The 15331-nt window shown below is 50.6% G+C and carries 10 protein-coding genes; all 10 read right to left on the bottom strand.

What is annotated here, in order from left to right:
- Positions 1–6: 6 nt before the first annotated feature.
- The 10 genes from AC2YIT_RS11600 to AC2YIT_RS11555 all read right to left on the bottom strand — a co-directional run bounded on the left by AC2YIT_RS11600 (position 7) and on the right by AC2YIT_RS11555 (position 15168).
- Positions 7–1023, bottom strand: a complete 1017-nt coding sequence (locus tag AC2YIT_RS11600; protein WP_487279270.1) for a FecR family protein — start codon at positions 1021–1023, stop codon at positions 7–9.
- A gap of 70 nt (positions 1024–1093) precedes the next feature.
- The gene (locus AC2YIT_RS11595; RefSeq protein ID WP_430844814.1) at positions 1094–1759 is read right to left on the bottom strand and encodes an RNA polymerase sigma-70 factor; all 666 of its coding nucleotides are present in this window, start codon (positions 1757–1759) and stop codon (positions 1094–1096) included.
- A 175-nt stretch (positions 1760–1934) separates the two neighbouring features.
- Positions 1935–3647, bottom strand: coding sequence for a GMC oxidoreductase (locus AC2YIT_RS11590; protein WP_487279269.1), 1713 nt, complete (start codon positions 3645–3647; stop codon positions 1935–1937).
- 114 nt (positions 3648–3761) lie between these two features.
- Entirely contained in the window at positions 3762–4283 is a 522-nt protein-coding gene (locus AC2YIT_RS11585) for a gluconate 2-dehydrogenase subunit 3 family protein (protein WP_430844810.1), read from the bottom strand.
- A 279-nt stretch (positions 4284–4562) separates the two neighbouring features.
- A complete protein-coding gene (locus tag AC2YIT_RS11580; RefSeq protein ID WP_430844809.1) occupies positions 4563–5804 on the bottom strand; it encodes an MFS transporter in 1242 nt (413 codons plus the stop codon).
- Between the two features lie 143 nt (positions 5805–5947).
- A complete protein-coding gene (locus tag AC2YIT_RS11575) occupies positions 5948–6436 on the bottom strand; it encodes a lipocalin-like domain-containing protein (RefSeq protein WP_430844807.1) in 489 nt (162 codons plus the stop codon).
- A gap of 109 nt (positions 6437–6545) precedes the next feature.
- Positions 6546–8189 carry an FAD-dependent oxidoreductase gene (locus tag AC2YIT_RS11570; RefSeq protein ID WP_487279268.1) on the bottom strand — a complete coding sequence of 548 codons (1644 nt, stop codon included), beginning with the start codon at positions 8187–8189 and terminating at the stop codon, positions 6546–6548.
- A 90-nt stretch (positions 8190–8279) separates the two neighbouring features.
- Positions 8280–10331 carry an FAD-dependent oxidoreductase gene (locus AC2YIT_RS11565; RefSeq protein ID WP_487279267.1) on the bottom strand — a complete coding sequence of 684 codons (2052 nt, stop codon included), beginning with the start codon at positions 10329–10331 and terminating at the stop codon, positions 8280–8282.
- Positions 10332–10355: 24 nt separating this feature from the next.
- A complete protein-coding gene (locus AC2YIT_RS11560; RefSeq protein WP_487279266.1) occupies positions 10356–11795 on the bottom strand; it encodes a RagB/SusD family nutrient uptake outer membrane protein in 1440 nt (479 codons plus the stop codon).
- Between the two features lie 37 nt (positions 11796–11832).
- On the bottom strand, positions 11833–15168 hold the full coding sequence (locus AC2YIT_RS11555; RefSeq protein ID WP_487279265.1) for a TonB-dependent receptor: 3336 nt from the start codon (positions 15166–15168) through the stop codon (positions 11833–11835).
- Between the last annotated feature and the right edge of the window lie 163 nt (positions 15169–15331).

Genomic DNA, 15331 nt, shown 5'->3' with positions numbered 1-15331 from the left:
TTGGAATTAATTGTTCGTTAAAAGGATGCTTGTGCCGTTCTGCTCGACCCGGAGATCAAGCACTTCCGAAATCGTTCTCAAAAGTTCGTCCGCATTTTTGGTCTTGAAATTGCCGGTTATTGAGCGCTGGGCGATGTTGGAATCGGAAAGGGTCACTTTCTGGCCAAAGTTTTCCTCGATCATCGCGAGTATTTCTTTTACTGGCGTTCCGTTGAACACGTAACGCTGCTCCGTCCAGGGAGCGAATGTTTTGACATCCTGCTTTTTTTCGAGTTGCACCGCGCCTGCCTGATCGAGAAAAGCGAGGTCTCCCGGCTCCATCATGACTTCCCTGCGGCGGTTATCCTGCGAATAGTCGATGCGCACGCTGCCGGATTTCAATGCTACCTTCGTGCCTCTTGGCCGGGCAAACACGGAGAATGTGGTCCCAAGCACTTCCACCTGAAACTTCTCGGATGTCTTCACCACAAAGCGTTTGTGGTCAATCGTATGGCTTACCGAAAACTCGGCCTCGCCTTCCAGCACCACTTCCCGCACATCGCCCCAGAAACCCAGCCTCGGCACTTTCAGTTTGGAGTTCGAATTCAATGCTACGCGACTTCCGTCTTCGAGGTACACGTCGGTGGTCTGACCGTAAGCTGTCTGGTACGATTTGTATTGTATCGGCTCACGAAACCACCAACCGCAACTCACGAGCAGCGTTACCGACGCCGCCGCCACCCAAAACCGGTTGCTTCGCCTGGCAAACCAGGAAGGCCCCCCACCATCATCCTCCCCTTCCTCCTTCCTCCATTCTCCTTCCTCTTCCAGCGTCGAATTCAGCCGGAGAAGCAGATTTTCGAGCGCAATATCCTGGTTGGGGACGAACTGGGGCGACTGGGTTTCATATTCCAACAGCCACCGGTGGAATGTTTCCGCGTTTTCTTTCCGCACGATCCATTCTTCCACGAGTTGCCTTTCGAGCGGATTAGCCCGCCCGCTCAGGTACTCGAAAAGTGTGTATTTCGATATAGTTTTTTCCATTTCTGTTCGGTTTACAACGTTGACAAGGCCCATTCGGAAGGGCCTCCTGACCGGCTTCTCCGGCCGGGTTTCAGAGGATACTCAAAATGGTCAGGCAAAGCGAGATCATCCATTCTCCGTGAAGGGCGGAGCGAAGGTGTTTCAATGCCTTGGAGATGTGTACTTCTACGGTTTTGGGTGAAATATGCAGCTCGTCCGCTATCTCATGGTATTTTTTGTTCTCGAAGCGACTCAGCAGGAACACTTTCTGGCACTGCATCGGCAGCCGGGCGATCACCTCGTTCACTTTGAGAAACAGGTTATTATAATGGATCTCAGCATCAGGCTGCTGATGATACGTGGAGATCGAATGCTCCTCGTTCACTTCGAGGGTGTCTGTCTTGCCAAACTCTCTACGCATATACGTATAGCATTCGTTACGTACGGAGCGGAACAAATAGCTGGTGTACGAAGTTGTGATGTTCTCGTAAGCCTTCGTGCGGTAAAACTGAAAGAACACCTCGCTCACCAGGTCCTCGGCGATTTGTTTGGAATACACAAACCGCACTGCATGACTGCAAAGGGGATTGTAATACCTTTTAAACAGCAGTTCCAGACCCTTTCCCGGGTTTTGCTCGAAAGCCGACTTCAGGAAGGTAGCAGAATCAATCTCACTTACGGGGGCCTTACCTTCGTGTGCAGGGGACACAAATGGCCCAGGGCGCTTCGTTTCCGGGTTAAGCAAAGGATCGTGCATCAGGTGTCTGTTCGTATGTAATAATTAAAAGACTTTCTTGTATTTAAAATCCCTTACCCTTGATTTAAAAAAACTAAAACTTTTTTTAATCATATCTTAACCCAAACCAACCGGATATTAAAAAAGCCGCTATCCTTGCGAATAGCGGCCATTATCAAAAACTAGTTATTTCGGGTTACAAATTCTTCGCCTTCATCTGTTTTACGGCATAGTCGGCCGCGCGGGCCGAGAGCGCCATATAGGTAAGCGAAGGATTTTGTGTCGCGGTCGAAGTCATGCAGGCACCGTCCGTCACGAATACGTTCTTGCAATGGTGCAGCTGGTTCCACTTGTTCAGCAGCGACGTCTTAGGGTCTTTACCCATTCGCACACCGCCCATTTCGTGAATGTCGTTGCCCGGATTACGATGGTTATCGTGTGTTTTTACATTGGTGAAGCCCGCTTTGGTGAACATTTCGCTCACTTGCTCCATATAATCCTTGATCATCTTTTCGTCGTTATCGTCATAATCGACAGAGATTCTCAGTTTCGGCATCCCAAACGGATCCTTTTCATTCTTATCGAGCATGACATAGTTGCTCTCTTTGGGAATGGTTTCGCCCATCATGTGCGAACCTACGCTCCAATTGCCGTATTTCGTTTCGTGCAATCCGGCTTTCAATGATTCACCCAGGCCACTGCGGTCGTTGTAGGTGTTGCGATTGGCTCCGAAGCCGGCCGCATACCCTCTCAAAAAGTCGGTTTCCTGCTTGTAAACATTGCGGAAACGCGGAATGTAGCCGCTATTAGGACGGCGGCCATCGGTGGTTGAGTCCAGAAACCCTTCGTATTCTCCTGAAACCGTTGCCCGGTAATTGTGGAATGCGATGTACTTGCCCAGCAAGCCATTGTCATTACCCAGTCCATTGGGAAAGCGGCTGGAGATCGAGTTCAGCAATACGAGGTTCGAATTCAACGCGGCTGCATTCAGGAAGATGATATTGGCATAAAACTCAATCATCTCTTTCGTATTCGCGTCGATCACGCGTACGCCCGAGGCCTTCTGCGTCTTGTCGTCGTAAATGATCGAATGCACCACGGAATGCGGACGGAGCGTCATATTCCCCGTCTTCGCCGCCCAGGGGATAGTAGATGCATTGCTACTGAAATACCCTCCGAACGGACACCCCCGCTCGCACATTACGCGATGCTGGCATTTGGCACGGCCCTGGTCGAGGTGGATCTGTTGGGGCTCCGTAATATGTGCCGCGCGACCGATGATAATGTGGCGGTCTTTATATTGTTTGGAAACTTGCTCTTTGAAATACTTTTCCACGCAGTTCAGGTCATGTGGGGGCAGGAACTCGCCATCGGGTAATGCGTCGATGCCGTCCTTGTTACCGGTAATGCCCGCGAATTTTTCCACGTGACTGTACCAGGGTGCCAGGTCGTCGTAGCCAATCGGCCATTCTACTGCAAACTGATCGCGTGCCGGCCCCTCGAAATCGTATTTGCTCCAACGCTGCGTCTGACGTGCCCAAAGCAGCGACTTGCCGCCTACCTGGTAACCCCGCAACCAGTCGAAAGGCTTCTCCTGAATGTAGGGATGCTCATTATCCTTCGCGAAAAAGTGCATCGACGATTCCTTGAAGTTATAGCAGCGTGCTGCAATCGGGTTCGCATCTGCAATTTCTTTCGGAAGCCGTTCACGGTGCTCAAACTCCCACGGCATCATGTTCGTCGTAGGATAATCCTTGATATGCTGCACATCGCGCCCGCGTTCGAGCACGAGGGTTTTCAATCCTTTTTCGGTCAACTCCTTCGCAGACCATCCGCCGCTGATCCCCGAGCCAATCACAATGGCATCGTAGGTGCGGGCTTTTTTACTATCAATATTAAAATTTGCCATAGTTCGGTTTGATGGAAATAGGGAGGAAGGGAAGAAAGGGAAGATGGAAGAAAGGAAAAAAACAATCAATGACCTAATGACTCAATGACTTATATCCTCCTTCCCTTACTCCTTTCATCCCTTCTTAACAGGTACACACCCATGGTAGCGAGCGGGGATCATTTCGTAGTGGGTAATGTTGGTCATCACGTATTCGGACGTCATATAGCCCTGGATCGTCAGGTTTTTGACCATACTGAAAAAGCCTTTCTGTGCCGTGTCGCTTCCTTTTTCGATATCCGACAGGATTTGCAGGCGCTGCTCCTTGCTCGCATCCACAAACGACTTGCCGAACCGCTGAATGCTCTGCTCATCGATATTCGAAACGCCGCTTGCGAGGCTGGCCTGCGCTTTGGAATCGTAGCAATCCTTCACCATCTTCTGCACAAAATCACCTACGCCCAGCTCTCCTGCGCCCGGTGTGTCGGTTTTGGGGATGATGGTTTCGACGATCATCGTAAGATTTTTAGATTGATCTGCCGATAGCAATCCGCTCTTCGCCACCGCACTCTTGTTCCAACCGGATGCCCAGGAAGGCAAACCCGCCATGGCACCCATGGCCATCGCCATGCTTTTAAGCGCTACGCGTCTCTCCATTTTCGTTTCTATTTTGTTTGAACGTCTTTACTTGTATTGTTTCTTGTCACTCTTTGTCAGGATTTGTCATTGATTGTCATTGATTGTCATTGATTGTCATTGATTGTCATTGATTGTCATTGATTGTCATTGATTGTCATTGTAAAAAATTTCTTTCTCTGACTATACCCGGCTACCATTGACTACACCTGACCATTCCTGACTACACCTGACTATTCTTGACCATACCTGACTTCTCTTGACTACTCATGACTAACCTTGACCACACCGGCCAAATCGTCACTCCTCGAGGAAGTCGAGATCGCGACCGTGCGTTTCGGGAATAGTGAGAATGCAGAAGATACCTATTGCAAAACAGATCAGTCCCACGAGCGCACCGGCCTGAATGACGGTGAAAGAACCTTTAAAAATAGCAAATAATGTAGTCATTCCCACTACCGTGCCGCGTACCATGTTAGGAACAGTAGTGGCCGCCGTAGCGCGCAGGTTAGTACCGAATTGCTCCGCGCCGATCGTCACGAACATAGCCCAATAGCCGATCCCGAAGCCCAGCAAAGTGGCGATTGTATAGAAAAGCGACGCTGATTTAATTCCCGCAAAAAGGTAAACCAGGCTGAATACCAGTGTAAATAGCATGAGGTAGAAGACCGCCTTCTTGCGCGATTCGAGCCAGTGGCTGATGAACCCGCTGCAAAGGTCTCCGATCGACAAGCCAACGTAGCACCACATAATAGAAAGCCCCGGCTTGATAGGTTCATCGATGCCCAATGCCTTGCCAAACTCGTTGCTGAATGTAGCCAGGATACCGATCACAAACCAGGTAGGCAAACCAATGCCAATGCACCGCAGGTATCGCCCGAGTCTGTCCCTATTGGTAAACAATGCAAAGAAGTTGCCCTTCTCGATATGCTCTTTTTCCTTCAAATCCTTGAAAATCCCCGATTCGAAAACACCGATCCGAAGCAAAAGCAGCGAAATGCCCAACCCTCCGCCGATGAAATAGGCATAGCGCCAGTCGAAGAACTCGACCGTGAAATAGGCCACCACAGCACCCAGCAACCCAATACCGGCCACCAGTGACGTCCCGATTGCACGCAAATGCTTGGGAAGGATTTCGGAAACGAGCGTGATCCCCGCGCCCAGTTCACCCGCGAGGCCAATGCCCGCAATGAAACGGAGCGTTTTGTAAACCGTCACATCCTGCACGAAGCCGCATGCGATGTTAGCGAGGGAATAAGTGATAATGGATCCGAATAGTACGGAAAGGCGCCCTTTCTTGTCTCCGAGCACGCCCCACAATATCCCGCCAATGAGCAGCCCGGTCATCTGCCAGTTCAGAATACTGGCGCCTGTAATGGAAATGTCCGCTTCGGAGAGGCCTAATGCAGCCAGACTAGGCAGGCGCACGATCCCGAAAAGGAGCAAATCATAAATATCTACGAAGTAACCAAGGGCAGCGACAATTACGGGAGCACTGAAAAGGTAGGAAGCGTCTGAGCGCGTTGCTGTGACGGATGACATTTGATTTTCTATGGATTTCATCGGAATAACTTGCAATATTATGCAAATAGCCGGACATAAGCCCGGCTATTCGTTGGTAAATTAATAAAATTTAAAGAGAAAGTTTTGTTTGAACGTTGCCGACTTTCTCTTGCTTTCATTGTCTATATCTTCTTAAATACGATGGTCATTTTGTATTTGACACCGTCTTCCTCTTCCATGGTCGACCATTTCATTTCGGTCGCGCCGGTTTCGAGGTCGAACTCGGTAACATCCGAGCCCTCGGTGAGGACAATTTTTTTATCCTTCACTGCCCATTTCGATGCGTCGTCCACGACGTCAGCCTGGTCGAAGATGTCGTCGCAGCCGACAGGCACTTTCGCGCCGACCGTGCCATTGCTTTTGAAAGTAATTTCGGTTTCCGACAGGCACTTTTTGCCCGTCAATGCTTCGAAATACGCGAGTACATCGGTGATGCCGTTCTGCGCCGGGTCGACATTCATTGCCTTGATTTTCCAGGTACCTTCTACGACATTGCCAGAGGGCGCCTCGGGAGCCGGATCGTCGGAGTCTTTGCTACACGCCAGCATCGCTGCCGCGAACAGAAATAGCATCAGGTAATTGGCCAGATTTTTCATGGATGGAGTTTTCATGGTTGCCTTTTTTAAGTGATAATAATCACGAAATTATGCGCTCATTTTTCCATCCGGACATATTACCGAGTGACCGGTAGATTCACTGAGTGACCGGTCACTCCCCGCCTCAAAGTTCCAGTTTCTGCTTGTCTTTCAAAAGCTGCTCCTTCAATTTGGCATAATCGATGTCCTGCACCGCCACTTTATCGTCGATCGCCTGCACCGCAGCAGTAGCCGCGCTCTGGCCGAGGATCATGAACACCGGCTCCATGCGGATGGACCCATAGGCAATATGTGAGGCCGAAACGCACACGGGTACCAGCAGGTTTTCACATTCGGCTTTTTTAGGAACAATGGAACCATATGAAATGCTGTAAGGCGTTTTGGGATGCACACCGATATCGCCCTCATTCTGCACGAAACCATCCTCCTTCACATAGCGCTGTGCATTATGCGCATCGAGCGAGTACGAACCCATACCAACGGATTGTTCCACTGCTTTTTTACCCAGCGTTTCATTCTCGGTCATTACACTTTTCCCTAGCATTCTGCGCGCTTCGCGGACGTAAATCTGGTGCGGCCAGCCGCCATTGTCCTTGAACTCGTCTTTCGGTAAACCCCATTCACTCATCTTGGCGCGCACATCTGCCGGTACCGCCGGGTCGTTGGTCAGGAAGTACATCAGGCCTTTCTGATATACCTCATGCTCCTTGATGATCTCCTTGCGGCGCTCGTACGAGGCATCGGGATAATCGTAGTTCTGCCCAATGAAATCCGTGCTGAACGGGCCGTGGTTGTTTGTATCGGTCTTGCGGTTGGGAATCGGGTCGTATTTGTCGAAAGTTTCGGTCCAGCCAGCCTTGTACACGCGGGCGAGGAGCTCGTATTTGCCTGGGTCGTAGCCTTCCGGTTTAGCAAACGGAATGCGATTATCGGGGTGCGACGAGAGGCACATACGGAAGCAATAGGCCTGGATCTTGTGGTCTCCCGATCCATTTTCAGCGATCTTCTCAGCTGTTACGTAAGGCAGCAGGCCGCTTTTAGGGTCACCTTCCACTTTGTATGGACTAATATTCTTCGCGAAATAATGCCGGTGCTGGAAAACGCCCGCCTGGACACCATTCCATTCTTCATTGTAAACACTGTTCGCTTCGCGTCCCACGTGATACTTTACACCGGCGGCGGCCATGAGGTCGCCTTCGTAAGTAGCGTCGATGAACATTTTGCCTTTAAATGTCTTGCCGCTAAGTGTTTTGAATGAAGTAATGCGCCCCCTCGTTTTCTGAACACCACTTTTGCTCCGGTCGAGCCATTCGTCGCGGTAGATTTGGATATTGTTTTCTTTCACAAAATCCTCGAAAACCTGCTCGGCCACGTGCGGTTCGAAAATCCACATGGTGCGCTCGGCACCGTCCATGGCTACGGTACCCTGCCCTTTGTTGCCGTATTCTTCCTTTTTCTGCCAATGCCAGCCTTCGGGCTTGTCATAATGCAGGTAAACGCGGTGGTAGAACTCTCGCGCAAGACCGCCGATCACCGATTTGTTGCCGGTATCGGTGAACCCCAGCCCACCCGAGGAAAGTCCGCCTAAATGTCTATCGGGTGAAACTACAAGTACCGTTTTGCCTGATTTGACTACCTGCACCGCCGCCGTAACCACCGCGCAAGTGCCGCCGTAAACGATCACATCGGCTTCGTATGACTGCGCGAAAGCCGCCCGCGGCATGAGGTAAGAAATAATAATTGCACCCAGTAAGAGTAATTTTTTCATTGAAATTTTATGTTGATTTTAAAATGTTGACAGCCGACTGTTTAATGAACAGGCTCGTCTTTACCTTTATTCGCTGAATGCGAACCACCGTCACTGTTCACCCGTCGGTACAAACAGCACTGCATCGGCCGCCACTGCTCCCGAAGCTCCTTCCGACGAAATGTTGACCGAGGAAGCATCGCCTTTGGGCAGATCGAACTTGCCTACATGGTACCATTCACCCGAAGTTTGCCCTTCGACGACGATGTCCTTTTCCAGCACTGAAATGTTCTTCACCTGGCCGCCCGCTTTCACCGAAAGTTTGATTTCCGAAGCCGGTTTAGCCACTTTGGGAAAGTAAACGTAAATCCGGTAACTACCAGGGGCTGTGATTTGAGGCGTAAAAGTAACCGTACCGCCGTTCCGGTCGTTTTCAGAGGTTACCAGGAACGACGGACCGTAACCTCCTTTTTTGACCGGCTGCCAATTTCCTTTAATAGAAACGTTGCTATCCTCATTATCGACGAGAATTTCAGGCGTCTTGCCATTCACGAGCGGGTCGGTTTTGAGCCTCGCCTGCAATTTGGCGACGTCGATCTGCTGTACACTCTTCTTCGAATCGATCGCCATGACGGCCGCGATGGCTGATGACTGCGCAAGTACCATAAACACCGGCTCCATACGGATAGAACCATAGGCAATGTGCGTCGCGGAAAGGCATACCGGCACCAGCAAATTGGTACATTCCTTCTCCTTGGGCACCAGCGAGCCGTAAGCGATCGGGTAAGGGCCGAATCCGCCGACCTCGACATTCCCTTCGTTTTTAGCCATGCCATTGATCACAATGCGCTGGATATTGTGCGAGTCCATGGTGTAAGCCGCCATTCCCACGCCGTCTTTCACCACTTCTTTGCCTTCACAATTCGCCTGGGTCATGACATAACTGCCGATCATCCGGCGTGCCTCACGTACATACAGCTGCGGCGACCAATTGCCGGTTTCCACGTATTCGTCTTTGGGATACCCCCATTTCAGCATAGCCTCACGCAACTCCTTGGGTACCCGCGGGTCGTGGCCGAAGAAATAAAGCAGGCCCTTGGTGTAGATTTCGTGCGCTTTGATAATTTCCGTACGCTTCTTGTAATCGGCCTCGGGGTACTCGTGGTTCATGCCGATCATGTCGGTCGAGAAACCGTTACGATTGTTAATGTCCGTTTTATTGTTCGGCATTTTACTCCAGATGAAGTAGTCGTTCAGCGCTTTCCGTTCCGGCTGTTTCGCGATCAGGCGTGCGAGGAGCTCGAAATGCGTTGGATCGTAACCTTCCGGTTTGGTGATGGGTACCATATTGTTGGGATCGGAGGTGAGGCAAATGCGGTAGTTGTAAGCCTGCACCTTTTTATCGCCCGTGCCGTTCGGTTCCAGTTTAGCAGATGAAACACCCCACAGCAGGCCACTTTCCGGCTTCCCTTCAATTTTATAAGGATCAATTCCATCCGGCAACTGGTGTCCTTTCATGAGCTGGACCCCGTTGATCGTCTCGTTGTAATCGCTGTTCGCTTCGCGGCCCACGGTATAGGAAACGCCGGCTTTGGCCATCAGGTCGCCTTCGTAGGTACAGTCGAGATACACTTTGGCAGTAACGGTCCGATTGGTTTTGGCATCCGGTTTAAGACTGTTCTCCAAAACAATGGATTTAATCTCCGCTCCCGATTTGGTGGCGCTGATCACCCGGTTTTGGTAGAGAACCTTGATACCCGCTTCGTCCAGATATTGCTGTAAATACTTTTTGGCTACACTCGGCTCGAACGTCCATTGCTCAAACTTACCGTAATGCTTGCCAATGCGACGGTAAAAGTCCCTGGAAAGGCCGGTAATGGCATATTTGTTGCCGATATCGGTGTAGCCCAGTCCACCGGAGGTCATACCGCCCAAATGCCCGCCCGGCTCGATGAGTACGACCGACTTACCCATTTTCCTGGCCGTGTAGGCCGCGATCACGCCGGCTGCTGTCGCGCCGTAAACGCAGACGTCCGCCTGCACCGCGGCTCCCCCGGTCGGCGTTCCGGTGGCCGCTTGCTGTCGAACTTCCGACATCCGGAACCCTGACAATACGAATGCAAACAGACAAGCGAACCTAGCTATTGCTATCTTTTTTCTCATTGTTTTTGAAATGATTAAAAATGCTTAATAACCCGGATTCTGATCTTTGGCGGTAATGGCCTTGTTATACAAAATCTCGGAATTCGGGATAGGCCACAACATGTGCTTTTCCGCGACAACAATGTTTTTTACTTCCAAAATGCGCTGTTTGGCGATCCCTAACCGTTTCAGGTCGTTCCAGCGCTTACCTTCGTACATGGTTTCGTAGCCCCGCTCCTGCACTACCTTGTCGATGTAGCTCTGTAATGTGGCAAAATCAGCGAGTTTAAAATCGACCGTCGAAGCTGTTTCGGCAGGCTTTCCGTAAGCGCGGCGGTGAACCTTGTTGAGGCTTTCGAGACCGTCGGCCGTCGGCTTGCCGTTCGCACGGGCATCCGCTTCTGCGTGGAAAAGGAGCAGATCGGCGTAGCGGTACCATGGGTAGTCGTTGCCGGCACCTCCGGTAGCCAGCGGATCACGGTATTTCCGGTACAACATGGAAGTCGATCCCAAGCCAATATCCACGTTATACAGCATATGATTTTTACGCAAATCCTTGAAATCCCAATTTTTAATCACCGAGTTGGAAACCGAGTCGGTATACTGTGCGTACACGCCGCCCGGGCCATAGTAATTGTACTGGCCAATCTTGCGGTGCGCGTAGCTTACCAATCCGAAGCCTTGCTGGCGGGAGTATTTGAAATAGAAAATCTCCTCGCTCGTATTCACCACCTCGGGTCCGTAGATCTTCTGAAAATCCTCCGAAACACTCACCCCGACCAACGAGTACTTCCTGGAATCGATCACCTCTTTCGCCTTCGCCCGCGACTCTTCCCATTTTTCGAGGTACAGATATACTTCGGATAACATGGTTTTCGCAGCCCACTTGGTAGGTCGCCCGATTTCGGAAGGGTTGTCGGGAAGCCCCGCTTCGGCGGCCAGCGCATCTGCGACAATCAGCTTGTAAACATCTTCAACGCTTGACCGCGGAATATCGGCTACCGTCATGTTCTCTTCCGTGCGTAGGGGCACGCCCGCCCAGTTACGTACAAGCGCGAAGTAGATCAGTGCACGCATATATTTCGCTTCTGCTACAAATGAGGTTTTTTCCGCGTCCGTCATGCTCGTTCCCTTCGGTACATTCGCAATTACCAGGTTCGCATTCCGGATGGATTGGTAAAAGTTGTCCCAAATCGTAGCTACGCGGTTGATGTTCGTATTATCAAGGCCCTGGTACAAGCTCACGGGCGTTTGCGTACCTCTTGAATTACCATAATCCGCAAGGCCTTCCAGCTGCGCGGGGTAGTTGGTCGACAATGCGGCGTCCAGGCGCATCGGACCGTAGATCGCGTTGACAGCGGCTTTGGCTTCCGCTGCCGTATTATAAAAATTTTCGGAGGCCAGCGACTTGGGCTTCTCTTCCAGAATATCGGAGCAACTCATGCAAACCGCCGCGAAAAACAAACTCGTGAATATCTTTTTCATAATGATGACTTCTCTTTAACCGGTGATTAAACTGACCTTAAAACCCAATTCTAAGCCCTACTGTGGTGGTTTTGGCGACGGGGTAAACATAGTGGTCCACGCCCTGCACGATCGAGTTGCTGCCTCCATACGAGTTCACTTCAGGGTCGTACCATGAGTATTTGGTAAAGGTGATCAGGTTCTGGCCGCTCACATACACTTGGCCATACTTCATCCATTTGATGTGCAGTTTGGTAACCGGCAGATTGTAACTCAGCTGGATGTTCTTAAACCGGAGGTAAGAGCCATCCTCCACGAAGCGGTTGGACATTTGCGCCTGTGAGGAAGTTTTGATGACCGGATATTTCGCATTGGTATTCTGAGGCGTCCAATGGTCGAGATACACCTCGCGCGGCATATTGAGTGCCTGGCCGTAGTCATAGCCCTGCCCTTGCGCACTCAGGTTGAAAATATCGTTACCCTGCGACCCCTGGATAAAGAGTGTCAATTCGAAGTTTTTGAATGACATATTCGAGTTCAGTCCATAGGTGAACTTAGGATTCGGATTGCCAATGATCTGCTTGTCGCCCGCGTCGCGGCTGCCGCTGTTGTTGTAATCTTCATAGGCGATGAAACCTTTGTCGTCGTACCCTTTTTCGACATAACCATAGAACGATCCAAGCGGATAACCCTCGCGGAGGATATTGACGTTGTCATTCACCGCCGCACCGATGGTTGATCCCAGAATGTCATTTCCGCCATACAGTTTTACAACCTTGTTTCTGTTGACGGACAAGTTGGTCGACACATTCCATTTAAATGCGCCTTCCAGCACTGCCGCATTGACACCGAATTCGAAACCCTTGTTTTGAATTTTTCCGATATTCTGAATGGTGAATGTATAACCCAGCGACGAGGGCAAGGCTACGTTGTTCAGCAGATCTCGGGTGTTTTTGATATAATAATCGGCCGTCACATTCACGCGGTTGTTCCAAAGTCCGAGGTCGATACCGAAGTCAGTTTGGGCTGTGGTTTCCCATTTCAACGAACCCGCGAGCCGCGTACCGGGCGCGTAGGAAGTCATGAAAGCATCGCCAAACACCACCTGTCCCGAGTTCAGTTGGTTCAATGTGAAATAGGGCTGAATGGAGGTGTTACCGGTTTCTCCATAACCGGCCCGCAATTTTAGGTCGGAAATGAATGGGATATTTTTGATAAATTCTTCCTCAGACAAACGCCATGCAAGCGCACCGGAAGGGAAAAAGCCCCATTTTTGCCCTTCACTATACCGCGAGGAGCCATCCGCGCGGAAACTGGCAGTGGCGAGGATCTTGTTATTGAAAGTATAATTTACGCGCGCCAGGTAGGAAAGCAGTGACCATTTGAGATAAGATGAGCCCGGAACACCCTGGGTAGCCGCTGCACCAATGTCATAAGTTTCCTGATTATCACTGATGAAACCGCTCCCGGAAGCCTTCAAGCCGGTTTGTGTAAAGTTTTGATAAGTAAAACCAGCTACTGCCGATACGCTGTTCTTGCCAAAATCTTTGATATAGCTGATCGTATTTTCGCTCAGAATGCTGGTAACCCGCTGCGTTTCGATGGTCGCACTGCCTTTCGAGTTCACGAACTTGGTAGTCGTGTAGGTGTCAGTCCGGTCGTCGGTACTTTCGATGCCGGCCAGGGTTTTAATCTGCAATCCTTTGAAAGGTTCGTAGGTGATCGCCCCGTTAGTCAGTATTTTGTTCGATTTGATCACATCCGAAAACTGGTACAGGAAGTTCAACGGGTTAGTGATCACATTTGAGCCCCACGCGTAAGCCTCGGCCAATTTCGAATAGCTGCCATCGGGAAGCGTGGAAGGAATGGTAGGATAACCGGAAAGCATGGCCGACATCAGCGTTCCTCCGCGGTTTCCCCTTTCAGAATTTTTGCGATCGGAATTAATACGGCTCAGCAATGAACTGAGGTCGAACTTGAATTTCTTGCCGATGTCGGAGCTCAGGTTAATGCGCAATGCATTGCGAACATAGTCGCTACCGATCACAATTCCGTCCTGACTGAAATTGCTCGCTGCTACCGAGAAACGTGTTTTTTCATTTCCACCGCTTACGGTCAATGCGTGGTTCTGGACCGGCGCTTTGTGAAATACGAGATCCTGCCAGTCGGTACCTTTGCCGAAACCCGCTATCTGATCCGCGGTGAAATGGGGCGCCAGGCCGTCATTAGCTGCTTGTTCATTGTAAAAGTTAGCATATTCGGTCGCATTCATCAGGTCCAGCTTCTTACGGATGGTCTGTACCCCATAGTATCCGTCGTAATCGACGCTCACACGACCGGCCTTGCCCTTTTTGGTGGTAATAAGCACCACGCCATTCGCACCGCGCGAACCGTAAATGGCGGTGGCTGAAGCGTCTTTCAAAACCTCAATGGATTCAATATCCGCATTATTCAGCAACGTAGGGTTACCTGAATACGGGAAGCCATCCACTACATACAATGGCTCATTACTTCCCTGAATGGAGTTGATACCCCGCACACGAACGCTGATGGGGCTACCCGGCGCACCGGTGTTTTGCGATACATACACACCTGCGGCACGCCCAGCAAGCGATTGCACGAGGTTAGTGGCCGGATATGCATTCAATTCCGACGATTTAATGGAAGAAACCGAGCCGGTAAGGTCACTCTTCTTGATTTGGCCATAACCGATCACGACGATTTCCTGTAACGATTTATCTTCCAGCATCATGCTCACAGTCAGCTCCGTCTGGCTGCCCAGCACAATTTCCTGCGATTTATAACCTACAAAACTGAAAACCAGCACCGAGTTAGGAGCGCTTGTTTCAGGAATTTCGAGCTGGAAGTTACCGTCGGGATTGGTGGTAGTACCTGTCTGCGTTCCTTTCAGCACAATGCTTACGCCCGGTAGCCCTGTATTCGACTCCCCGTCGAATACTTTACCCGAAACCGTCCTTTTGGGAGCGTTGGCAGGCAAAGGCTGCCCCGCGGGAGCGTCGGGTGTGGCGTGTTCCAGTCTTCGCAGGATGATGATCTTTCCGGAAACTTCGTAGTCGAGCCCCAGCGGCGTCAGAATATGGTCAAGCGCTTCGTACAATGGCTTGTCTTTCAAGGAAACTGTCACTTTCCGGGCCGACTTGATCAGCTTGGAGCTGAACACGAAGCGTACATCGACCTGTTTTTCCACCTGGCTGAGCACCTTTTTAACTTCACTGCCGTTTGCCGTCACCGAAATTTTCTGGCTGAGAAGGGATTGCGCGCTACCTTCACGTGCGTAACCCGTGACGATAAACACCAAGGCAAGCATGAGTTGAGTAGCGGTTATTCGCATGGTCCACAGTAATACCCTACGGTACTTTAAAGGTTTTTTCATAGATTTGATTGTTTTGTAGAATAGGAAATTTGGCAAAACGATCCCTGCCTCCCACCGGGGAGGGTAATGGCGACCAACCTGTCAGGGAATTCTCGGAGCCGGTGATGCGGGAACATTGCCGGCTCTTTTCTAGGATAAGCTTTCTGTTTTTTCTTGTGCTGGT

It is taken from the genome of Dyadobacter sp. SRI_021, from assembly GCF_057586235.1.
The sequence above is the reverse complement of the archived record's forward strand: the minus strand, read 5'-3'. Positions and strand labels throughout refer to the sequence as shown.

What these genes read in the sequence shown, in the direction of transcription:
- AC2YIT_RS11600 (WP_487279270.1), bottom strand. Translation starts at nt 1,023, where the DNA reads ATGGAAAAAACTATATCGAAATACACACTTTTCGAGTACCTGAGCGGG.
- AC2YIT_RS11595 (WP_430844814.1), bottom strand. Translation starts at nt 1,759, where the DNA reads ATGCACGATCCTTTGCTTAACCCGGAAACGAAGCGCCCTGGGCCATTT.
- AC2YIT_RS11590 (WP_487279269.1), bottom strand. Translation starts at nt 3,647, where the DNA reads ATGGCAAATTTTAATATTGATAGTAAAAAAGCCCGCACCTACGATGCC.
- AC2YIT_RS11585 (WP_430844810.1), bottom strand. Translation starts at nt 4,283, where the DNA reads ATGGAGAGACGCGTAGCGCTTAAAAGCATGGCGATGGCCATGGGTGCC.
- AC2YIT_RS11580 (WP_430844809.1), bottom strand. Translation starts at nt 5,804, where the DNA reads ATGTCATCCGTCACAGCAACGCGCTCAGACGCTTCCTACCTTTTCAGT.
- AC2YIT_RS11575 (WP_430844807.1), bottom strand. Translation starts at nt 6,436, where the DNA reads ATGAAAACTCCATCCATGAAAAATCTGGCCAATTACCTGATGCTATTT.
- AC2YIT_RS11570 (WP_487279268.1), bottom strand. Translation starts at nt 8,189, where the DNA reads ATGAAAAAATTACTCTTACTGGGTGCAATTATTATTTCTTACCTCATG.
- AC2YIT_RS11565 (WP_487279267.1), bottom strand. Translation starts at nt 10,331, where the DNA reads ATGAGAAAAAAGATAGCAATAGCTAGGTTCGCTTGTCTGTTTGCATTC.
- AC2YIT_RS11560 (WP_487279266.1), bottom strand. Translation starts at nt 11,795, where the DNA reads ATGAAAAAGATATTCACGAGTTTGTTTTTCGCGGCGGTTTGCATGAGT.
- AC2YIT_RS11555 (WP_487279265.1), bottom strand. Translation starts at nt 15,168, where the DNA reads ATGAAAAAACCTTTAAAGTACCGTAGGGTATTACTGTGGACCATGCGA.